The following is a 21,309-nucleotide window of genomic DNA, read 5'->3' as shown; positions in this document are numbered from 1 at the left end:
GAAATTGCTCCAGGAAAGCTCGCTGCGGGCTCGCCGCCAAGGCTGGAAGGGTCATTAAAGTAAGGCTGATGGTGAAAAAACAAGACCGAAGCATAGGCCTTATTGTGTCCAGAAAGAACCACTGAGTCATCACCTTTTTCCGGAGTGACTTTGAGTATTTACTTCATTAGACTTTGCGGGTGTATTTTTAAGGAGACACATAACATGGAACACAAGATAGAGCCCTTGTATGACGGGCCTCTTTTCAGAAACGCTATTCAAACTCTCGAAGAAGCGGCAAAGATTATCAACTGTGACCCTAACGTACTTGAGCGTCTAAAACGTCCTCGTCGCGCGATCACTGTTTCCGTCCCTGTTCGTATGGACGACTACAGCGTAAAAGTTTTCACTGGCTATCGCGTTCAGTACTCTCCAACACTCGGCCCTTACAAAGGCGGAATCCGTTATCACCAAAATGTAGACCTCTCTGAAGTTGTCGGCCTTGCGGCTTTGATGACTTTCAAAAACTCTGTACTTGGTCTTCCTTTGGGTGGTGCAAAAGGTGGTATCACTGTTGATCCCACAAAACTTTCTCGCACTGAAAAACAAAACCTGACTCGTCGTTATGCTTCTGAAATTGGCCCTTTCGTTGGACCAACTAAAGACATCCCGGCTCCAGACGTGGGAACTGATCCACAAACAATGGCGTGGTTCATGGACACTTACTCTCAAGAACAAGGTGGCTTTGCACAACCAGGTGTTGTGACTGGTAAACCGGTTGAGATCGGTGGATCTTTGGGTCGTAACCACGCAACAGGTTTGGGTGTTGTTTACGTCGCTGAAAAAGCTTTCGAAGTTTGCAAGATGAGCATGAAAGGCGCATCCATCGCGATTCAAGGTTTCGGTAACGTAGGTTCTTTCGCAGCGAAATTCGCTCACGAACGTGGCGCTCGCATTGTTGCCGTGTCTGACGTTTCTGGCGGTATCTTCAATGGCGACGGTCTTGATATTCCTGAAGTGATGGAATACGTAAAAGCTCACAAGTTCTTGAAGGGCTATCCAAAAGCAACTCCGATCAGCAATGAAGACTTGCTTGAAGTGAAATGTGACGCTCTTTTCCCTTGCGCTCTTGAAAATCAAATCGATACGCACAATGCGGAAAAAATCCAAGCTAAAATCATCGTTGAAGGTGCCAACGGTCCTGTGACAAATGCAGGAACTAAGATCCTTCATAAGCGCGGTGTTTTCATCGCTCCAGACGTTATTGCGAATGGTGGCGGCGTGATCGTGTCTTACTTCGAGTGGGTTCAAGATATCATGTCGTTCTTCTGGGACGAAGATGAAGTGAATGGCCGCCTGAAAGGTATCATCACAAAAGCATTCGACAAAGGTTACTCTCTTTCTAAAGAGAAAAATGTCGACATGAGATCTGCTGCGATGGCGGTTTCTGTTCAACGCCTTGAGAAAGCAATGCTTCTTAGAGGATTGTACCCTCGCTAATGCGTCCTTGGTTACTCTTACCACCCCAGTGGGCTCACGATCTGAGCCCACTGGCTTTACCTCTGTATTCCCTTATTCACGGAAGAAAAACTCCGCACTGGAAAAGCTTTACCTGGCGTGATCTGCATTTTGCAAATCCTCTGGGAATTGCCGGTGGTGTTGATAAAAATGCTGAAAATTTGAAAGACTGGTGGGCTCTGGGTTGCGGCTTCGTTGAAGTCGGAACTGTCACTCCTCTTCCACAAACTCCGAATCCTGGCAAGATCATGGATCGGGACATGAATCTGCAGGCGATGTGGAACAAGATGGGTTTTCCAAGTGAAGGTGCTGAGGAAACTTTTTATAATCTCGCTTTCTACGCTCCGAACTATCGCACGCCGATTTTTGTGAACATCGGAAAGAACCGTTACACTCCCAACAACCAAGCTGTTCAAGATTATCTGACATTGGTGGATAAATTCCGCCCTTTTGCAGATGCCTATGTTGTGAATATCTCCAGCCCCAACACCAAGGGCCTTCGAGATCTTCAGAACAAAGACAATTTGCGAGATCTTATTGCTCCTATCGTAGATCGCGTCTCGCACTTCGAGCCTACTCCGGTTCTTGTCAAACTGTCTCCAGATATGGGTGATGAAGCTTTGGCAGAAACTGTTTTGCATTGCCAAGAGTTGGGAGTTGATGGCTTCGTGTTAACAAACACGACTTTATCTCGTCCACCGGGCTGTCATTTTCCATCTGAAGGAGGTCTTTCTGGAGCTCCTTTAAAAGAGCTATCGCAGCGCGCCCTAAAAGTGGCTGTCGAAAGCTTGGGCAAAAAACGTGAGGGACTGCTTTTGGTCAGTGTGGGAGGCATTCTCACCCCAGAAGATGTCTTTGAAAGATTGCAAATGGGCGCAGATCTTGTTCAAATTTATTCTGCACTTGTTTTCCATGGACCCAGTTTTTTCCATGACGTGGCGAGAAGGTATAATGACGGACGATAGCGCAGTAGAGACAAAACCCAAAAAATCTAAAATCCGTAAAGGACATTGGATTCCTGTGGTCGCGGGCTTTTTGCGTAAAGATGGTAAAATCTTGGTCGGTCAACGCCCTGAAAACAACTCTCTTGCCGGTCAATGGGAATTCCCTGGGGGCAAAATTGAGACAGGTGAAACACCTGAAGAAGCTTTGGCCCGCGAGCTGAATGAAGAGCTTGGAATTGAAGCCGAAGTTGGCGAACTCAAGCTTGCTTGTACACATTCTTACGGAGATGTAGGGATTCTCATATTATTTTATGAAATCCTATATTGGAAGGGCGAGCCTCGGGCCAAGCACCATATGATGCTTGAATGGATTCACCCAGAAGAGTTGAAGCACCGAAACATTCCTGAGGCCAATCGCAAGATTCTCCATAAGATATACAAAGCCTTAGGACTTGAATGGCGAAAATAATTCTGGTGAGTAAACATGTGAACGCAACCTCGTGGCAGCTGGCACAGGCTTTAAAGTCCCAGCAGCATGAGGTGGTTCTCCTTACCAGTCATGGCGAGAATCTCGACAATCACGACACCAACGGCATTGAATTTATGGGATATTTCAAACGCTGGAGTCTTTTAGAAGGTCTGCGTATTATTCCCGGTCTTTTTGGTCTTCAGCCGCAAATTCTTCACTTGGTTTTAGATGAAGATAAAATGAACGCTGCGCAGATGATCCTTTCCACATTTGCGAAATCTCATCCCACTTGCGTTCTTACAACATCTCTTTTGAACATTCGCCATGGACTGACTCGTCGTAATCCCGTTCGTTATTTGATTGAAGAAAGTGACATCATCACTTGTCCGACAGTGGAGGCTTTAGGGCAGCTGCGCGGATTGGATGTGCGCTCGACTCGTCAAGGACGCGGAATTTTGCCTCCGGTTTTAGATCTAAAAAACGAAACACCGAAAGCCATGGTTTACAGCGATGAAGAAGAAGATCAACTTCTTCACAACTTGGCGAAAACCCCCTACGTCGTCGTGCCTTTCCGTGAAACCAAATTCAATCCCGAGTCTGACAGCTTTGTGCGCATCCGTACTATTGCGCAAAAGTACAAAGTCGTTTTGTGGGGCTCCTATTCCCATTGGTCTTTGCGTGATCGTAAAAAGTTTGCCGCATGGATGGATGAGTTTCAGTGCGGGCATCACTGGACTGTCACCGGGGATTTACCTTCACACCTAAGCCGTTCTCTCCTAGAGAAAAGTACTGCTTTTGTTCTGGCGGGACAGCCTCTCAGCCCGGTGGAAATGACTGAATACTATATGAGAGCTATTCAGTGCCATTCTGTTTTGATTCTCGACTCCAAACAGACAAGCGTGCATTCGGATCTTTGGAAAAACACGGTCAATTGCTGGGTTTTAAACCACCATCATTTGCAAAAAGACTTGGTCAAACTTTTGGCTAAGCCTCATTTAAAACTTCCCGAATCCCTTTCCGAACAACTTGCGGAAGACCGCCATTTGATTGATTCGTCTTTGAATGAACTCAATCGCCTGTACAACAAGGCTTTAAATCATCTAAGATAGGATCATGGCCAAAAGATCCAGTCTCCCCGAGACATTAAACATCTGTCTGACGTCGCATCGTTTTCCGATTTTAAGTCGCGCAACGGATCACGGATTTTTGTGGCCTATTGCCAAGGGTCTTGCCAAAGAAGGTCACAAAGTCACTGTTCTTGCGGCAAGTTCTCCTCTGAAAAAACCGGAAGTCGTGCGTGATGGCGTGCGCGTTTTCTTTCTTCATGAAGGTGCAAAAAATCTTTCGCACATGAGTTTTCAAATGGCCGTGCGCCAACGCTTCATGCAGCTTCATAAAGAAGAACCGTTTCACTTGGTTCATAGTATTGATAAATCCGGGTATCGCATCGGCAGTCGCAAAGATGATTTGAAGGTCGCCATGGCCTATGACGTGGAAGCGACTCAGATGTCACAACTTTTTGCGATCCTTGCGATGAAGCAAGACACTTTGGGCAGTATGCTAACAACGGCCCTTGCAACAACGTATAAGTTTCTAACGACTTATTATGGTGGCGATCGTCGTTTGCTCTCAACGGCCGACGGTATCTTTGTCACCAATCCTCAGCAAAGAATCATTCTGGAAAGATATTATCTTTATCCGGATTATCATACCTATACTGTTCCTTATGGAATTGAGTTGGGCGATTTGACTCCGAAAGAAAAGTCTTTAGAACTTCGTAAAAAATTAGGCATTCCTGAAAACGCTCATGTTGCTGTGACCATCACTGACATGACCGAAGCTCAAGAAATCATGCCTTTGTTAAGAGCCTTTGAAAAAGTCGCGATCAAAAAACCCAATAGCTATTTGATCGTGGTCGGCAACGGGCCTAAGTATAAAGACATCGAATTCCAAGTTTTGAATTTGGCTCTCGGCAACCGTGTTGTGATGACCGGGGCCGTTCCTTCAACGGAAATTGAAGACTACATTGTTTTGGGTGATGTCTTCGTGAACATGGGGTCGAGAAGCACGGGTTTTGAGCCTTCTACTTTGGAAGCCATGGCACAAAAAAAGGTTGTTTTGGGGTCGGAAGTGTCCCCGATTGCCAATATTATTGAAGATGGTCGGGATGGTTTCTTACTCCGCCCTGCCGATGTGGACTCGATGAGTAATCTTTTGGTCGAAATTTTCTCTGGAACCATGCCTGCTGACGAGATCGGCGACCGAGCACGCCAAAAAGTCGTCGATCTGTTCGACACGCCTAAGATGGTCCAGGCGACTCTTGATGCCTACCGTAAAATCCTCCTGAACACCGGTTTGTATAAGAAGCATTGAGTTAAAGTATTGAAAAGTGGTGGTCAGGCCTCCGCAGTTCTGTATAATCGGGAGTGTTATCAATACTTTAAGCTTATGTGCTTGATTTAAGGAATGCCGAAGATGACTAAAGCGGATTTGATTAATTTAATCTCTGAAAAAGCGGGCATCACACGCGTGAAAGCTGAAACCGTTGTGAACACTATTTTTGATTCTATGGTGGAAGCATTGATGCGCGATGACCGTATTGAAATCCGTGGTTTTGGTTCATTTGTGAATCGTCAATACGGTGCTTACAAAGGTCGCAATCCTCGTACGGGTGAAATCATCAACGTTGATGAAAAGAAACTTCCGTTCTTCAAAGTCGGAAAAGAACTCAAAGAAGACATCAACAACGGCCCAGAAAAAAAGGGCTAAAAAAGCTAAGGGGCTTTCACAGCCCCTTTTTTATTTCTCGAATTTCCACTTATTTGCACTCTGTTTTAAGCACATCATAGAAGTCATTCGTTTTTAAAAACGCCGTTACACACTGATAAGTCGGCACAGAACCATTCACCCGATAGAAACCGCGCACCGTTGTTTGAATCGCTAAATCAGCACCTTCAACTTGCACGAATTTGTGATTCTCAATCGCGACGGTACCTTCATCAAAACCCAAAGTTTCAAGAACGCTTTCATTCGTCATCCACCAAATTTCTTTCATTTTTCCCGCGTAAGAAGCAGGAGCTGCAGATAAAACCAATAAAGCGGCGATAAGCTTTTTCATAGAAACCTCTTTGTGATGCTTTGAAAGATGCAGAGGTTTTATAAAAGAAAGTCCCAGATTCAAAGTTAGGATCGTGTGATTGTTATTTTTACCATTAGTAGGCATCCAATGTGATTCGCGCTGCAGAATAGGGTTCAACAGCCGATTGGCAACCGCTATCCGCTCCTGCCCAACCCGTCATCTGCAGTTTGATAGTGTGTGCTCCACTTGCGAGTGCAATATGCCGTTGTGTTGTCCATGCATGCCACCAACCTGCCGTCGCCGACGCTGGGGAACTTACACCGATAATCTGATCTCCCCAAGATGGGTGCCCTTGCCCCACTCCGTTCACGACAAACCGAATGCCACAATGGCCGTTAGCACTAGAGCCCGGCTGAGTCATCACAAGTGATCCTTTTGCATCCATTTGTACAGTCATCGCCCGTGGCAAAGTGAAAGAGATTGCCGTTCCTGGAATGTCAGTCCAATTTTCTCCGACCACTGTCACAGTCGCTGTTTGCATCGCCGTTCCCACGAAGACTTTTACTTTGAACCCTTCGTTTTGAATCGAGCCGCCCCGAACGTCAAGTTTTGCGGTTGGCGCCGTAGTCCCAATACCGACATTACCAGCGGAGTCAATGCGCATACGTTCTGTAGAGCTTTGACGAAATACGATGGGAATATTGGTCGCCGAACTTCCTGTTGTGAAGAACATTCCATTCGTGACGCCATCGCCTGTCGAAAGTTCAAGTGAATTGTTCCCTGTTCCGCTCTCTCTGATAGAGAGGATACCGTATGAGTTGGCGCTACCTGTCGCCAAGTCGAATCGAGCTGATGTACCAGAAGTTGTTCCGATGTTCGTGACTTTCGCAATCGTCGGCGAACCTGCTTGATCCTTGCGAACCTCCAGGAGCTGTGATGGTGCTGATGTTCCGATGCCGACGTTGCCATTTCTTGCAATTTCCATTGCTGGATTTGGACTACCCGCTATGGCATCGACAAGCGGTTGAAAACTCAACTGACCATCACTAGACCAGATTCTCCACATTTTTGAATTGGCTACCTGATCGCTTTCCTCAAAAATCATTTCAGGTGAATTTGATGTCATATGTAACAAGCGCTGAGGGCTACTTGTTCCAATACCGACGTTCCCATTTGCAAGCACAGTCATTTTGGTTGTGCCATTAGTTTCAAAATTTAGAGGAAAATTGTCATTGGTTCCAAGGGTCGCATCGCCAGCAAAAGAGTTTCCATTGTTGATTAAAACGGAGCCAGTTGTAAATGTAGAACAAATCATCATACCCGTGGCATCAAAGGAAACCATTTGTCCGACAGCACAGTTAAATGTCGACAGCGTTGAACCGGTTCCATCGGAAGCAACCAATCTATTTGCTGTGAATGCCGTTACTCCCGTACCGCCTTTGTTTACCGGAACAGTGGAAGGAAAATTCGCGGGATCAGCGCTGATAGTACCTGAAGACACCGCGATACCAGCCCCAACCCGCACAGCCCCTTTTGCTCCCGTTGTCGCATCAGTGATTGAAATGGCAGGAGTAGCTGAGCCTGTTGCAACGACGATCGGTGCCGTGCCCGTAACATTCGTGACTGTTCCATTTGTGGGAGTAATCCATTGAAGCCCTGAAGTTTGGCCCGAGTTTGCAGATAGAACCTGTCCATCCGTTCCAACAGGTAAGCGTATATTATTTGTTCCGTCGCGCACTAAAACATCACCTTTTGCTGTTAGCGGTGAAAGTGCGTTGAATGCAGCCAGTACAGAGGTTTGCCCCGTACCGCCGTTGGCAATTGGCAAAGTCCCCGTCATTTCAGAAGCTAGATTGATAGCGGCTCCGTTACTTGCTGCAGTTAAGCGACCTTGAGCATCGACGGTGATATTTGCTCGTGTGTATGAACCCGCAGTGACTGCTGTATCAGCGAGAGCAATTGTTCCTGTCGACGTAATTGGACCGCCACTTAATCCCGTACCTGTCGCGACATTTGTGACAGTACCTCCAGCATTACTATCAGAAGCTGGAGCCCACTTCGCTCCGTCGTATTTCAAAACCTGGCCTGCCGCCAAAGCCGTGATATCAACATCAATACCTTTAATCTTGTTAACAGAAACCGCACCAATAGCTCCACTCACATCACCAGCAACAGAAACATTGATCGCCTGACATTGAAAACCCAATACCGGGCTCCAATACATCGTCTGATGTTGTGCACATCCTGCCGAAGTCACATAACCATCGAAAGTGGATTTCAAAACGTATGTGTTTAAAGTGGTGTTTAAGTTTGTAACATCACCGATACCAATCGCCGCACTCAACCACTGAGATCCATCAAATTTCATAAAGTGCCCCGATGTCGGAGGCGCATTTGAAACCGCGAAACCTTGGATCTTCACAACAGAAGGATTTGGATAAGTTCCACCTAAATCACCACTGGCGGCTCCTGTCGGAGTGCGCGCATCAGAAAAACGGGCGTCATTTCCTGCAGCGACAGTTCCCGCGATCGTGCCAATGTTAATGCCTATAATAGGAATCGAAACCGTTCCACCTTTTGTGAGAGGCGCTGTCACGTTGACATCCGAAACCATTCCCGCTCCACCGGCATCGTTTTGACAAGTGAAGGTCGTTCCGTCAAAAGTCAGATACTGACCCAATCCGCAAGTCTGAAGAGCGCTTTTTAATACAAAGTCCGTCGCAGGGTGCGCGCCCAATGCCTCCGCATTTTTTGCAGTTGTGGATATGGCTGATTGTGCAGCGAAAGGAACTGCGCGAATCGTATTGTCAGGTGTAATCAACTTCCACCCGACTCCATCATGAAAGTGCACGCGCAACTTGCGAACATCAGAGGGGCCTGCCAAGTAAGAAACTCCACCGTCGCAGATAAAACTTTTTCCATTTTCAAAAGAACTCAAAACTGTAAACGTGGGGTTGGCAATCAAATCAGGATAAGACTGGGCTCCAATTCCGACGGGAACATCAAACACGCCACCTGAATTGTTCATCGAAATGCCATTTACTTGTTCACGATAAATCACACAAGAACCGGTTGGGTTTGTGATTTCAAAAAGAAAACTGATAGTACCTGAGTTTACAGGCGTCCCATCAGATTTAAGAATACGCCCTTGATAAGTTAAAGACGACGGCGTGGCAAATGCCACTGCATGCAAAAGGATTAAGAGAACGAGAAATCCAAAACGTACCAAGCAAAACATTCCCATGGCTTACTTATCGGAATATATCGCATTTTAGTGTAGTTTCAGGGTTCTCCGAGAGAGCCTAATCAATTGAGGCCGGTTTACGAAGATGCTTCTCTATAATTTGCAAACGCTCTTCGAGGTCTTTATTGCGTTTTTGGAGCTCCTTATTTTGTTCTTCAAGGACTAAAATCTGGTTTCTTTGCACGTCCATTTCTTTATGAATTTTCTGACTGTCGTTGAACCACAAAGTATAGAACTCTTTGATACTTTCAATCATCGGAGAAATCAGACCTAAGTAGTTCACTTTCTTCATGCCCAATTTATCTGTTTTAACTAGATCCGGATATATTTCTTCCACTTGTTGCGCGATCACACCGCGCTGAAGTCCCTCAGAATATTTTTGCGGTTCTTTCCAGTAATAACTGACCCCTTCCACTTTCAGGATTTTTTCCAACGAGAAGTGCAAAGGTTGAATTTCTTTCTTCAAACGACGGTCCGAAGGATTCAAAGAACCTGAATACGTAATATTGCGGGCTTGGATATCCATACCGTGGCCCCCACCGCGATTGTAGAATACCAAGTTGTTATTAGTCGTCTGTGTTGTTCCGATTTCAAGGTCTCCAGAGGAATCACCACCCACGTAGAGCACATAGCCAAGTCCATTGCGACCAGCGACTTCACCATTCACATCCAATTTATAGCTTGGCGACGTATCTCCGATTCCGACCTTGCCATCACCTTGAACACGCATGAGCGTATTAAAGGTTCCCGCACTTGTATAACCTACCGAGAATGAATCTTGAGCCTGATTGTTATCCGTAATGTTCACTCGCAATTCTGATTGATCGGCCGCGAGATTGTAACGAGCCATCCACATGGGATCAGTCACATCACTATCTGAAGTCGCAGGGCTCGGACCTCCATGGAAATACAAATAGTTTCCGTAACCAGGAAGAGTGCCCGTATTAGCGGGATTCACAAGACCTACTTTGATATTTCCAGCGACGTGCAAGGGAGCCGCAGGCGATGCTGTTCCGATCCCGACGTCGCCAGCACCCGTAATTGTCATTTTTTGAGTAGGAATATTATCAGTAGCTCCGCTGGCGCCAGCAGTGGATGTGAAAAAGCTAATGCCCGAACTTCCACTTCCCGTAGCAATGCCTGATTTAAGGATTAAATCTCCTCCCGGATAGTTGTTGCCCCCAGAGATGACGCCACCGACTTGCAGGGTTAGGTTTTTGCCCGGTGAAGTTGAGGTCTGTCTTTCTGTACCGACAATTTTATTTGAATTTCCATCCAGTGATAAATTTAGAGTAGGATTCGTGACTCCTATACCCACGTAACCCGTGCTCAGCATAGTCATCAGCAGCTTCGAGGTCGTTCCAATAGGAGCCTCGTAATTGAACTGCAATCCATTGACAGAGTCTTCGCGAGTCAGAGAATAGCCATTGTTCTCAAGCTCGTTATTGATCTGCAAAGAGGCATTTTCATTCAGTCCACTTGCGGAAATTCTCGCAATCGCACTAGGTGCCGAAACATGCAGAGCTGCTGCAGGGACAAGCGTTCCCACGCCGAATTTTCCGTCCGACTCAAAAGAGAATTGCCCGGAAGCACTCGTAGAAAAGTCCGCTAACACCAAAGCTCCCACACCACCTGAACTTGCAGAACCTGTAGAAATCAAATTCCAAGATTTTCCACCTGTGTCGGTGTTGGCAATCATAACTCTGGTTCCCGCATTATAACTGGAAGTGAAACGAGCTGCTGTAGAAGTTCCGGTTATATCTAATGGATAAGAAGGATTGGAGTTGCCAATACCAAAATTTCCATCCGTTTTCAGAGTTGCACGCACGACCCCATTTGTTTTAAATCCCAAATTTTGCGCATCATTCGTTCCCAATGTTGTCGTCGTACCAAATATGTTTCCACCATTCACAAACGCATCCGGGAAAGGACTGCAAATCATCATTCCGGTCGCATCAAATGTAATGACGTAACCAGCGGCACAAGTAAAAGGAATCAATGCAGATCCAGTTCCATTGGAAGCAATCAAACGATTCGCTGTTATTGATGTCGCCCCCGTTCCGCCTTTGCTCATGGGAACTGCGGAAGGAAAATTTGCAGGGTCCGCACTGATAGTTCCTGAAGAAACCGCAATACCGGCTCCCACCTGAACAGCACCTTTTGTCGAAGTCGTCGCATTATCAATTGAAATAGCAGGAGTTGTTGAGCCTGTCGCGACAACAATGGGAGCTGTTCCCGTCACATTTGTCACGGTTCCACCCGCATTGCTGTCACTCGCAGGAGCCCACTTTGTTCCATCGTATTTTAGGACCTGTCCCGATGTTAAACCTGTTGTATCGACATTTACACCCTTGATTTTATTGACGGTGACAGAGCCAATGGCTCCACTGACGTCTCCGGCTAAAGACACATTGATCGCTTGGCACTGAAAAGAACCAGACACTGAATTCCAATAAGGAGTCTGGTGAGAAGCACAGTTCCCACTTCCCACCGCCGTATTGAAGGCTGCTGTTGTTTGATATGTTCCTAACGTCGTCGATAAATTCGTCACATCAGAAATCGCAATGGCAGAGTTCAACCATTGCGAGCCATCATACTTAAAAAAATGTCCCGAAGTAGGAGCTGTACTTGAGACGGCGACACTCTGAATTTTTGCGACAGACGGATTTGGATAAGACCCGCTCAGATCTCCCCCGGCAGTTCCTGAGGGTGGACGAGAATCAGTAAAGCGCGCATCGTTCCCCGCTGCCACTGTTCCAGCCGTCGTACCAACACTAATCCCAAGAACTGGAATAGAGGCCGTTCCACCCTTTGTCATCGGGGCTGTCACGTTGATATCTGAAACCATTCCCGCTCCACCGGCATCGTTTTGACAAGTGAAGTTCGTTCCATCAAAAGTAAGATACTGGCCCGCTGTACACGTCGTCACCGCGGTCTTTAAAACGAAATCCGTGGGAAGCTTGTCACCTAAACGCGATGAAGAATAAGAGAAACCTGCAAAAGGTACCGAGCGAATGGTCGTATTCGGAGTAACAGCCTTCCATCCCGTTCCATCATGAAACTGCACGCGCAAAACACGCACTTCATCATAGGCCGGAGTGTATGTCGTTGCTCCCTCGCAAGTATGTTGAACAGAGTTATTAAAAACATCTCGAAGAGAATAGCTGGGTGTCGTTGGATAAAGTTTAGTGCCTTCGCCAATGGGAATATCAAAAATCCCCTTAGACCCTTGCATGTTCACGTTGTTTCTTTGCTCCCGATAGAAAACACAAGTTCCAGTTTCATTCGTAAATTCAAATGCGAAGCTCACGTTGTTATATTCCAACGCGGTTCCATCCGATTTCAGAATACGACCTTGGTAGTTTAAAGTCCCAGGAGATGCGAGAGCCTCGGTACAAAAAGCCGAGGCTATTAAGAACATTCCGTTACGTACCATTGTTTTCATGAGCTCCATGACTAACTATTCGGAACACACTCATGAAATCCTAAGAAATCCCAAGGGGTTTCTGTTCCAGGAAAATCCGACCTTGCCTCAGAAACCGCGTATTAGAGCTAAAAATCAATATTCTTAAAGAGGCATTTCTATTGCTGAATTCTAATAGATTAAAAAGTGAAAAGACGAAGGTCTGAGATCCGAGTCTTTCCTAACAAAGCCATAAACAAACGTTCTACGCCAAGAGCGATTCCGCCGGAGGGAGGCATTCCCGCCTCAAGGCATACAAAAAACTCTTCATCGAGATTGACGACCTCTTTGTGCAGATCTTTCTTTTTCTCAAGATCTTCCGCTGAGCGCAGGCGCTGAATTTCGGGATGATTGAGTTCGTGGAAAGCGTTAGCAAGCTCTAAACCCTTCCAATAAACCTCAAAACGATCCCCCCAACCATCGGCTGTTATACGTGCTAAAGCGGCTTGGTACGGAGGATACTTTTCCACAAAGATGAGATCTTCGGGAGGCAGTTGTGATTCCACTTTCTCCATAAAAATAAGAAAGAAAAAGTCATCAATACTGTCGGCACTTCTCACGTCGACTTTTAATTTTTCAGCCAAGACTTTGAGTTCTTCTTTAGTCGTGTCAGGGCGAAGATCAAAATCGCAGTGCATTTTAAATAATTCGGAAATGGAATAACTCTTCACACTGCGAGGAGCAGAAACTTTAAGAAGCTTCGCCATTGTGTACACCAAGTTTTCCACATCTTTTTTGATATTCGCGAGATTGTCATAGGCCCGATACCACTCCAGCATCAAGAACTCGGGCTGATGTCTTTCCGTCACCTCGCCATTGCGATAACAAGGGGCGATTTCAAAAATCTTTTCTGCTCCCAAAGCCAACGCTTTTTTTAGATGCAGCTCCGGACTTGTCGGCAGATAAAGTTTTTCTGTGCGAGATCCCACTTTCAAAGTCGTCGAGAAAACGTCAAGGCTGGGTTCTGTACCTGGACACGGCACCAATGACGGCGTTTTTAGCTCCAAGAAGTCCTGTGCTTTGAAAAAATCCCGGAGCCCCTGCACATAGATGTTCCAAGTTTTTAGAATCTCTGTATTAAGCTTGCGGTGAGGCAAAGAGGTCTTCTGAGGCGCCAGCAAACAAATTTCTTCCGCAGAAATAACGACAACCACATCCCCTTCAATGAGAAATTCAGAATTTTGAGGTGCTTTTTCAAATTGGATTTTGTGAGTTTTCGAATCGCGCTGAAGAATCAGTTTTAATGACTCCCCGTCTTTTTCGATTTGATAAATTCGGCCTGCCACCTGATATTGGGCAGGCATTGCGGGGTAGGACTTCCAAATGCGGGATAAGTATTCTTGTCTAGTCAAAGCTCTGCCACTTTAGCGGCAAAGTCCTTGTGTGCGCAAGGTTTCTAGCTGAGCAAGGATGGAATCCATGTCGTTTGCTCCACCGAGGACGTCTTCTTCAACAACGATACGGTGCTTCACCCAAGATCCGTTATAAATTCCTTCGCTCGCCATCGTGCAAGACGGGATGCTCGGGATCGCCGCCTGAGCGACGCTGAGGTGAGTTAACATTGCGATCATCATTGTTGTTAGTAGAGCGTAAAGGATTCTCATATGTGCCTCGTCTTAGTCCGGGTCTTAATGACACCAGCTCCTCCTGCATTCCCTATAAAGCAAATGCCTTGCCAGGAATTTTTGCTACCAGTTCGCTTGGAAGTCCTGGGAAGTATTACTCAATGCGACTTTTCAGATCAGGACGTTTCCGAGTTGTATTTTTTGTTAGCATCCTTTATTGGAAGTGTTGAATTACATTAAGGAAAGGGGCTCTAGATGCTCGATTTGCAACGCACCCTCAATTCTGTACGAAACGATGCCGACTGGGTCAGTTTACGTCACGTCACTGAAAAAACCACATTCCGCAACGTGCGCGATGAAAAAACGGATCGCAATTCTATCTCTTTCGATCAAGGAATCATGGTTGAAGTTTTGGTGAACGGACATTTCGGATTTGCCGGAACAAGTGATCTTACGGAAAGCGGTATCAAAAGAGCCCTGGCCAAAGCTGTGACGATGGCAAAAGCTGCGTCTTCTCAGAAAGTCCACGACTTCTCTTTGGCCCAACGTCCAACTGCTAAAGGCTCTTATAAATCTCCGGTGATCAAACCTTTGGATTCTTTTTCTGCTAAAGAAATTACCGACATTTTTGTGGATGCGACAAAAGCGATGAAGGTTTCAGATAAAATCATGAGCCGTTCAGCCACGACAATGATCGTTGAAACGGAATTCCAATCCGTAAGTTCTTCAGGATCTGAGATCTTCCAAAATTTTTCTATCGTGAGCACCGACTTCTCGACAACGGCGGGAGCTAACGGCGAAACACAAACTCGGACGGACAGCGGCGGCCTTGCCCGTTGCTTGCAAGTCGGAGCAGAAGTTTTCAATCGCGCTTCGATTTTAGAACGCGCTAAGAAGATCGCGGAAGAATCCGTGGAGCTTTTGGGAGCTGAGAACTGCCCTGACACGACAATGGATTTGATTTTGGCTCCGGACCAAATGACTTTGCAAGTGCATGAGTCTATCGGACATCCGCTAGAGTACGATCGCATCTTGGGTGATGAACGCAACTATGCCGGTTGGAGTTTTGTAAAACCGGATGACTTTGGAAAACTGCAATACGGATCGAAGTTGATGAACGTGACTTTCGATCCAACTATTCCAGATGCCATGGCCTCTTACGCATTTGATGATTCGGGTCACAAGGCAACGAAAGAATTTCTGATCAAAGACGGTGTCTTGGTGCGCGGCCTTGGCGGCTTGGAATCTCAATCTCGTTTGAATCTTCCGGGTGTGGCGAACTTCCGTTCTTCCTCTTGGAATCGTGCTCCGATTGATCGTATGGCGAATATCAACCTTGAACCTGGCACAAGTAAACTTGAAGACATGATCGCGTCTGTAGAGCTTGGGGTTTTCATGATGGCCAATAAATCTTGGTCCATTGACGATTACCGCAACAAATTCCAGTTCGGCTGTGAGTATGCAAAATTAATTGAAAACGGAAAGCTCACGAAGACTTTGAAAAATCCAAACTATCGCGGCACCACTGTGAAATTCTGGAATGGTTTGAAAGCTGTGAGTGCGAATCGCGAAACTTACGGGTCCCCTTTCTGCGGAAAAGGCGAACCGAACCAAGTCATCCGTGTGGGGCACACAACTCCTTACTGTCTCTTCGGCAATGTCGAAGTTTTTGGAGCGTAATTATGAGCTTTACAGAAAATATGAAAAAATCATTCAACGCGACCGCCGATCACCTGCTTGGAAATCTGAAGAGCGGTGAAGAAGCGAATATCAACTTGAGTGCGGAAGAATCTTTATTCGTTCGTTTTAACGGTAATAAAGTTCGTCAAAATACACATGTTGAACAACGCACTGTCGGTTTGCTTTTGCAAAAAGATGGCAAGACGGCGAACTTAAGTTTTTCTATCACAGGAAATATCGAGGAAGATAAAAAACGCGCGGACTTCTGGCTGGCGCAAGCTCGTCAAGAATGCGATTTGCTTCCTGAAGATCCTTATCAAGTGCCTTTGAAAAACAACGGCACAAGCGACAGCACTTTCCAAGGCGACCTTTTGCCTGACGAAAAAGTCATTGAAGCCATCACGCATCCTGCTCAAGGCAGTGACCTTGCGGGACTTTACTGTGGTGGACCTTTGATTACGGCGAATAAAAACTCTCAAGGTCAAAGTCACTGGTTTGCGACTCAAAACTTCTTTATGGATTACTCACTTTACATGGGTGAAAAAGCCGTGAAGTCGATCTATGCCGGCACTTCTTGGAAGCAAAAAGATTTCGAAGCCAATTTGGCGCAAAGTAAAAATCAGCTGCGCTTAATGGAGCGTCCAAAAATAACTTTGAAGCCGGGAGCTTACCGCACGTATCTGGCTCCAGGTGCTGTGGCAGAAATGGCTTCGATGTTTTCTTGGGGCTCATTGAGCTTTAACGGCTACAAACAAGGCGGAAGCTCGATGCAGAAGTTGGCAGATAAAGAAAAAACTTTATCGAAGCTCTTCTCGATTCGTGAAAACTACGGCATGGGTCTGACTCATCGTTTTAACTCTTTGGGTGAATTGGCTCCGCAAACAATGGACCTGATTTCTCAAGGTGAACTTAAGAATTTCTTGGTGAGCACTCGCTCTGCCAAAGAATATGAAGTCGCTGGCAATGCGGCTGATGCTGGCGAATATCCTCGCGCAATGGAAATTTTGCCTGGTGGACTTAAGCAGGAAAATATCCTGAAGGAGCTCGGCACGGGGTTGTACCTGTCAAATCTTCACTATCTGAACTGGTCGGATCGTATGAATGCTCGCATTACCGGAATGACTCGCTATGCTTGTTTCTGGGTGGAAAACGGCGAAATCGTGGCTCCGATTGCGGATTTGCGTTTTGACGAAAGCCTTTATGACTGCCTTGGCGAAAATCTTTTGGCCGTGACCGACTTCCAAGAGGTGGACCCGATGGTTTCTACCTATGAAAGCCGCGCTTTCGGTGGCAAAAAAGTTCCCGGTATGCTAATCAAGGACTTCAAATTTACGCTCTAGGGAGTTCCCATGGTTAGTTATATGATTCACTTGATGGTTCGTCACGAAGCCTATGCTGAGTACGTTGAGTGGCTTAAAAATGAACACATTAAAGAAGTGCTCGCATGCCCGGGCTTCTTAGAGGCGGAACTGTGCCTGCGTAAAGGCGGAAGCCTCGAGGCCTCGAGTAAAGACGTTAGAATTACGTATAAACTCAAAGATGAAGAGCACATGAAGCTCTACATGACTGAATACGCAATGAAATTGCGCGAGAAAGGCCTTGAGAAATTCCCAGGTCAGTTCTCGGCTCAACGTGAAGTCTGGCTTGAAACTATTAAGTTTGAGTCAAAATAGAACGTGGGGCTTTCATTTCGCCCCTCTTTCGGTGTATGTTAGGCGTGTAAACAAAGGAGACTCTGGTGGCTACAGCAGCATTTCAAAAAATCTTGGAAAATCTCTCTGAAACAAAAGGTGTTCAAAGCCTTCTTGAAAACTTCCAAAAGCTGAATGACGAAATTAAGAAAAAAGAGTCTGAGCTCAAAGACCGTTTCGACCAACAAAAAGACGAAAAGATCGAAATGGCTTGGAAGAAATACCAAGAGATCGTGAAAGTTCTTGGCACTTCTGAAGCAAAACTTGAAAAAGAAGTGAACAGCACGATTGCGAAAATCAAAAAGTCTGCCGATGGTTTGGAAAAAAACATCGCGGCTTATAAAAAGAAAGCCATCGCGCAAAAAGCTAAGCTTGAAAAAACTCTCTTCAAAAAAACAATGAAGAAGACATCTAAAAAAGCTTCTGCAAAACCAAAAATGAAAGCCGCAGCGACGACTAAAAAGGCAACGACGAAAAAAGCTGTTGCTCGTAAAACAACTAAGAAAGCCGCTAAAAGAGCCTAAGCTCTCAAGCTTTCAAATAGCAAAAAAGAAGGAAGGCCTGATCCGCCTTCCTTTTTTATTTCCTCGCAATGAAGGGCCCCTATTTGGCGGCCTTTCAGCCTTTAGACAGCCAGCCCTGTTAAAACCCTTTTATATTTGATCTGACGCCTCCTTGGGCGGGCAAAGAAATTGCTCATTTCTCTCCCAAAAGGGAGCTCTTATGTCGGAACATTTTAGATCATCTAAAACACGCTACGCTCTAGGGCTGCTCTCTGTGGTTTTGAGTCTCTCTTCACTTCCGGCACTTGCCAACGATCCGACGTGGGGACCTATCGAGTTGCGAGCGGATCTGTACTACATGCGCAATCAAGAGATTTGGCGTGGTGATGATATCTCAGCGACAAATAAAAAGTTGATGGAAGAGATCAATAAGTTTGAACCCAGTTCTAAGAATCAACTGAACGGAATTTCTTTTGAACAAGCGCAAAAAATTATTACTAAGACAAATACAAATAAAGTGACTGGCCAAAACTACAAGTACGATCCTAAAGGTGAAATTGGTTTTTGCTTTGGCAGAGCCCTTTATGCCCATCTTGAACTGCTCCGTCACGGAGTTGCGAAAGACTCTATTAAAAAAGTCTTCATCGTAGGTCCTATGCGCGCCGGTGGAATTGATTGGCAGTTTCACGTCGCTACATTAGTGAAGGCCAGCGACAAGAGTGGTTGGTATGCCGTTGATACCTTTATCGGTCGTCCTGTATTGCTCGAAGATTGGTTCGCGAATTTCCAAAAATTTTCGACTGATGGCAAACTTCGCATGTACGTCACAAAGGCCAACAAAATCGGTCCCAATGCGTGGGAGTATAACACCAAACCAGGTGGACTTTTTGACGGCTTTTACAACGACTACTTCAAAGATATGTTTCAATTTTTCAAAGACAATCGTGTAAGTCCCGAAGAAAAATTCATGCAACGCTGTTCAAAAATTTTCACGAACTAGGCTTAGGTGAAGGTTTGCTTAAGTATTCTTAAGATCGTCCGAAAAGACCTATGTTGGTAAGTCATTTTCGGATCTCCTTTCGGACAAACGGACGGGGAATCTTCTAAAGGCGAGTCCTGCGAGAGCAGAGCTCGCTTTTGCATTTTAAGAGCCAGGCTTTGGCTTCTTCGCTGACAGAGTCTCGAAGAATTGATAAATTAAAAACTCCTATGAAGTTCGTTAAAAGTGTTCTTAAGTATCTTGGTTTTTTCCTTTTAGGTGTGTTTGTTTGCGCTGTCGTCGGGCTTACGGGTGTTTCTTATTATGCGATTGATCAGCTCGTCAAAGCGACAGCTCCCGAGGGGAAATCCACGAAGAAAATGCCTGTGGCTAAAGCGTCCGTCATGCCAAGTCTTGAAGACAGCGTCAAAGATCCTGAAGCTCCCAATCCAAATTTGAAAGAACTCACGCGCATTGGTTACAACTATGATGCGGAGTTTGCGATTTTCGATAAGCTTGCTGAAGATGTTTCAAAAAGATCTCTTCCCGAAATCTGCACGACACTTTGCAATCCGTCTTATTTAGATCGAGAAAGACTCAGCACAGAACGCAGCGCTTATCTTGCTTCGTACTACAAACAAGAAGGCACTCGGGCTCTGCAAGATCCGGTTTTCCGAATGAAGTTGGAAGAAATTGGCTTTCTTTCTCGCCTCTTTCCGCCGTCGCTCCGATTCGTTTTAAAACAGATCGATCTCGCCAACAGACAAAACAAAGAGGTCGATAAGTTTGGACTTGCTGTGCACTTAGAATTTGCAGTGCTCAAAGAAATTTCCTCGATCACAGCGCGCATGGATTCGATGAAGCAAGACACCGAGAAGTTGAAACTTCTTCGTGAATTCATGCGCTCCTGCGAACAAGGAACTCCTCGCAAAAAAGTGATATCCGAATGTCACTCCCAAATCGCAAACTGACTTGATACTCACTTTTACATCGTTTACCTATGAAACTTATGGGTAAAGGTGTCTCGCGCTCTCAAGTTCTATTCATGGTTGTCACGTGTATCCTGGTGATCGGCAACCTCTACTACAACCAACCCCTTCTGGGAATTCTTGCTCGTGAATTCGGTGTTGCTGAAAAAACAGTGTCGCTGGTTCCCGCACTCACTTTGATTGGTTATGCCATCGGCATTCTGTTGTTAGTTCCATTGGGTGATATGATGGAGCGCCGTAAACTTTTGCAAGTCAGTATGACTGTTGCGGGTGCCCTGGCTCTCGGGCTTGCTTTCAGTCCCAACTTTGCCGTGCTTTGTGCTCTTAGTTTTGTGATGGGATTTTTTAACGTCTCAGCCACCGTGCTCATTCCCTTTTCCGCAAATCTCGCTCGTCCTGAAGAGCGCGGCAAAGTCGTGGGAACCGTGCTTTCGGGAATTCTCTTAGGCTCGTTGATGGCAAGAACGCTTTCAGGTTTTATGGCTGAACACTTTGGTTGGCAGAGTGTTTTTATTTTTGCCGGTGTTGTGAATCTGATTTTAGCTGTGACAACTCAATGGGCGTTGCCTGCTTCCGAGCCTCAATTTCACGGAAGCTACAAGGCCTTGCTTAAATCCACTCTTGAACTCATTCGTGATTTTCAACTGGTCCGTGAAGCCGCGCTAATGGGCGCCATTCTTTTTGGATCTTTCTCGGCGTTTTGGACGACGCTGACGTTTTTACTGGAATCCGAACCCTTTAATTATTCTCCGCAAACGATTGGACTCTTCGGAGCTTTAGGAATGATCGGCGCTTTGGCCGCCCCTCTTGCAGGAAGATATGCCGACAAAAAAGGAACAGCAGCGACAATTCGTCTGGGTCTTTATTGTTCCATGGCGGCGTTTGCGATCTTGGCTCTGTCTTCCACTTTTGTTGTGGGAATTGTCGTAGGAGTTTTGATTTTGGATTTGGGAATTCAAGTCGCGCATATTTCAAATCAAACGCGTATGTTTGAACTGTCTGCCGAAGCCCGCTCGCGCTTAAGCTCCGTTTATGTCTTCTTCTACTTTATCGGAGGAAGCCTCGGTTCTTATATCGGTTCCCAGCTCTGGAGTTGGGGAAAATGGCCCGCCGTGAGCCTGGGAGGACTGGTTTTCTGCCTCGGAGCCAGCCTCCTATTCAGACGTGGTCAAAAAATACGCACACTTGCCCAAAAAATAGCTTAAA

Annotated in this window: 18 protein-coding genes; 13 read left to right on the top strand and 5 right to left on the bottom strand. The window is 46.0% G+C overall.

Annotated features, from left to right (window positions below; all coding sequences use genetic code 11):
* The first annotated feature begins 204 nt into the window (after positions 1 to 204).
* The 6 genes from ACL934_RS03850 to ACL934_RS03825 all read left to right on the top strand — a co-directional run bounded on the left by ACL934_RS03850 (position 205) and on the right by ACL934_RS03825 (position 5,679).
* Positions 205 to 1,479 (top strand): Glu/Leu/Phe/Val family dehydrogenase, encoded by a 1,275-nt coding sequence (locus ACL934_RS03850; protein WP_374077856.1) that lies wholly within the window; start codon positions 205 to 207, stop codon positions 1,477 to 1,479.
* On the top strand, positions 1,479 to 2,462 hold the full coding sequence (locus tag ACL934_RS03845) for a quinone-dependent dihydroorotate dehydrogenase (RefSeq protein WP_413613131.1): 984 nt from the start codon (positions 1,479 to 1,481) through the stop codon (positions 2,460 to 2,462). The genes ACL934_RS03850 and ACL934_RS03845 overlap by 1 nt, the downstream gene beginning before the upstream one ends.
* Complete coding sequence (mutT, locus tag ACL934_RS03840) at positions 2,449 to 2,910, top strand: 8-oxo-dGTP diphosphatase MutT (RefSeq protein WP_374077853.1); 462 nt, start codon at positions 2,449 to 2,451, stop codon at positions 2,908 to 2,910. The genes ACL934_RS03845 and mutT overlap by 14 nt, the downstream gene beginning before the upstream one ends.
* Positions 2,898 to 4,019: a hypothetical protein gene (locus ACL934_RS03835; protein WP_374077850.1), complete on the top strand. Its 1,122-nt coding sequence runs from the start codon at positions 2,898 to 2,900 to the stop codon at positions 4,017 to 4,019. Before mutT ends, ACL934_RS03835 begins: the two co-directional genes overlap by 13 nt.
* 4 nt (positions 4,020 to 4,023) lie before the next feature.
* The gene (locus ACL934_RS03830) at positions 4,024 to 5,283 is read left to right on the top strand and encodes a glycosyltransferase family 4 protein (RefSeq protein ID WP_374077849.1); all 1,260 of its coding nucleotides are present in this window, start codon (positions 4,024 to 4,026) and stop codon (positions 5,281 to 5,283) included.
* A gap of 102 nt (positions 5,284 to 5,385) precedes the next feature.
* Positions 5,386 to 5,679 (top strand): HU family DNA-binding protein, encoded by a 294-nt coding sequence (locus tag ACL934_RS03825; protein ID WP_295905738.1) that lies wholly within the window; start codon positions 5,386 to 5,388, stop codon positions 5,677 to 5,679.
* A 49-nt stretch (positions 5,680 to 5,728) separates the two neighbouring features.
* Here ACL934_RS03825 and ACL934_RS03820 read toward each other — a convergent pair whose 3' ends face one another.
* The 5 genes from ACL934_RS03820 to ACL934_RS03800 all read right to left on the bottom strand — a co-directional run bounded on the left by ACL934_RS03820 (position 5,729) and on the right by ACL934_RS03800 (position 14,300).
* Positions 5,729 to 6,028, bottom strand: coding sequence for a hypothetical protein (locus ACL934_RS03820; RefSeq protein ID WP_413613130.1), 300 nt, complete (start codon positions 6,026 to 6,028; stop codon positions 5,729 to 5,731).
* A gap of 94 nt (positions 6,029 to 6,122) precedes the next feature.
* Positions 6,123 to 9,227 carry a hypothetical protein gene (locus ACL934_RS03815; protein ID WP_413613492.1) on the bottom strand — a complete coding sequence of 1,035 codons (3,105 nt, stop codon included), beginning with the start codon at positions 9,225 to 9,227 and terminating at the stop codon, positions 6,123 to 6,125.
* 64 nt (positions 9,228 to 9,291) lie between these two features.
* Positions 9,292 to 12,678, bottom strand: coding sequence for a tail fiber domain-containing protein (locus ACL934_RS03810; protein WP_413613129.1), 3,387 nt, complete (start codon positions 12,676 to 12,678; stop codon positions 9,292 to 9,294).
* A 158-nt stretch (positions 12,679 to 12,836) separates the two neighbouring features.
* On the bottom strand, positions 12,837 to 14,000 hold the full coding sequence (gene epmA, locus ACL934_RS03805) for an EF-P lysine aminoacylase EpmA (protein ID WP_413613128.1): 1,164 nt from the start codon (positions 13,998 to 14,000) through the stop codon (positions 12,837 to 12,839).
* A 60-nt stretch (positions 14,001 to 14,060) separates the two neighbouring features.
* On the bottom strand, positions 14,061 to 14,300 hold the full coding sequence (locus ACL934_RS03800) for a hypothetical protein (protein WP_374077844.1): 240 nt from the start codon (positions 14,298 to 14,300) through the stop codon (positions 14,061 to 14,063).
* A gap of 216 nt (positions 14,301 to 14,516) precedes the next feature.
* On the opposite strand from ACL934_RS03800, the gene ACL934_RS03795 reads away from it, so the two are divergent.
* The 7 genes from ACL934_RS03795 (at position 14,517) to ACL934_RS03765 (ending at position 21,308) form a co-directional block, all read left to right on the top strand.
* Positions 14,517 to 15,941: a TldD/PmbA family protein gene (locus ACL934_RS03795; RefSeq protein ID WP_413613127.1), complete on the top strand. Its 1,425-nt coding sequence runs from the start codon at positions 14,517 to 14,519 to the stop codon at positions 15,939 to 15,941.
* Positions 15,942 to 15,943: 2 nt separating this feature from the next.
* Positions 15,944 to 17,281, top strand: coding sequence for a TldD/PmbA family protein (locus ACL934_RS03790; RefSeq protein ID WP_413613126.1), 1,338 nt, complete (start codon positions 15,944 to 15,946; stop codon positions 17,279 to 17,281).
* A 9-nt stretch (positions 17,282 to 17,290) separates the two neighbouring features.
* Positions 17,291 to 17,614: a DUF4286 family protein gene (locus ACL934_RS03785; RefSeq protein ID WP_374077838.1), complete on the top strand. Its 324-nt coding sequence runs from the start codon at positions 17,291 to 17,293 to the stop codon at positions 17,612 to 17,614.
* 65 nt (positions 17,615 to 17,679) lie between these two features.
* Positions 17,680 to 18,156 (top strand): actin-binding protein, encoded by a 477-nt coding sequence (locus tag ACL934_RS03780; RefSeq protein WP_374077835.1) that lies wholly within the window; start codon positions 17,680 to 17,682, stop codon positions 18,154 to 18,156.
* Between the two features lie 199 nt (positions 18,157 to 18,355).
* Positions 18,356 to 19,135 carry a hypothetical protein gene (locus ACL934_RS03775; RefSeq protein ID WP_413613125.1) on the top strand — a complete coding sequence of 260 codons (780 nt, stop codon included), beginning with the start codon at positions 18,356 to 18,358 and terminating at the stop codon, positions 19,133 to 19,135.
* 158 nt (positions 19,136 to 19,293) lie between these two features.
* Positions 19,294 to 20,085, top strand: a complete 792-nt coding sequence (locus tag ACL934_RS03770) for a hypothetical protein (protein WP_374077831.1) — start codon at positions 19,294 to 19,296, stop codon at positions 20,083 to 20,085.
* A 38-nt stretch (positions 20,086 to 20,123) separates the two neighbouring features.
* Positions 20,124 to 21,308: an MFS transporter gene (locus tag ACL934_RS03765; RefSeq protein ID WP_374077829.1), complete on the top strand. Its 1,185-nt coding sequence runs from the start codon at positions 20,124 to 20,126 to the stop codon at positions 21,306 to 21,308.
* Position 21,309: the final 1 nt, after the last annotated feature.

This window comes from Bdellovibrio sp. HCB-110 (genome assembly GCF_047323225.1).
Classification (GTDB): Bacteria; Bdellovibrionota; Bdellovibrionia; order Bdellovibrionales; family Bdellovibrionaceae; genus Bdellovibrio.
Note: the sequence above shows the minus strand (reverse complement) of the source record. Positions and strands in the feature narration are given on the sequence as shown.

Bases quoted from the DNA above. Each gene is read 5' to 3' on its own strand.
- ACL934_RS03850 (WP_374077856.1), top strand. From the start codon at position 205: ATGGAACACAAGATAGAGCCCTTGTATGACGGGCCTCTTTTCAGAAAC.
- ACL934_RS03845 (WP_413613131.1), top strand. From the start codon at position 1,479: ATGCGTCCTTGGTTACTCTTACCACCCCAGTGGGCTCACGATCTGAGC.
- mutT (WP_374077853.1), top strand. From the start codon at position 2,449: ATGACGGACGATAGCGCAGTAGAGACAAAACCCAAAAAATCTAAAATC.
- ACL934_RS03835 (WP_374077850.1), top strand. From the start codon at position 2,898: ATGGCGAAAATAATTCTGGTGAGTAAACATGTGAACGCAACCTCGTGG.
- ACL934_RS03830 (WP_374077849.1), top strand. From the start codon at position 4,024: ATGGCCAAAAGATCCAGTCTCCCCGAGACATTAAACATCTGTCTGACG.
- ACL934_RS03825 (WP_295905738.1), top strand. From the start codon at position 5,386: ATGACTAAAGCGGATTTGATTAATTTAATCTCTGAAAAAGCGGGCATC.
- ACL934_RS03820 (WP_413613130.1), bottom strand. From the start codon at position 6,028: ATGAAAAAGCTTATCGCCGCTTTATTGGTTTTATCTGCAGCTCCTGCT.
- ACL934_RS03815 (WP_413613492.1), bottom strand. From the start codon at position 9,227: ATGTTTTGCTTGGTACGTTTTGGATTTCTCGTTCTCTTAATCCTTTTG.
- ACL934_RS03810 (WP_413613129.1), bottom strand. From the start codon at position 12,678: ATGAAAACAATGGTACGTAACGGAATGTTCTTAATAGCCTCGGCTTTT.
- epmA (WP_413613128.1), bottom strand. From the start codon at position 14,000: ATGCCTGCCCAATATCAGGTGGCAGGCCGAATTTATCAAATCGAAAAA.
- ACL934_RS03800 (WP_374077844.1), bottom strand. From the start codon at position 14,300: ATGAGAATCCTTTACGCTCTACTAACAACAATGATGATCGCAATGTTA.
- ACL934_RS03795 (WP_413613127.1), top strand. From the start codon at position 14,517: ATGCTCGATTTGCAACGCACCCTCAATTCTGTACGAAACGATGCCGAC.
- ACL934_RS03790 (WP_413613126.1), top strand. From the start codon at position 15,944: ATGAGCTTTACAGAAAATATGAAAAAATCATTCAACGCGACCGCCGAT.
- ACL934_RS03785 (WP_374077838.1), top strand. From the start codon at position 17,291: ATGGTTAGTTATATGATTCACTTGATGGTTCGTCACGAAGCCTATGCT.
- ACL934_RS03775 (WP_413613125.1), top strand. From the start codon at position 18,356: ATGTCGGAACATTTTAGATCATCTAAAACACGCTACGCTCTAGGGCTG.
- ACL934_RS03765 (WP_374077829.1), top strand. From the start codon at position 20,124: ATGGGTAAAGGTGTCTCGCGCTCTCAAGTTCTATTCATGGTTGTCACG.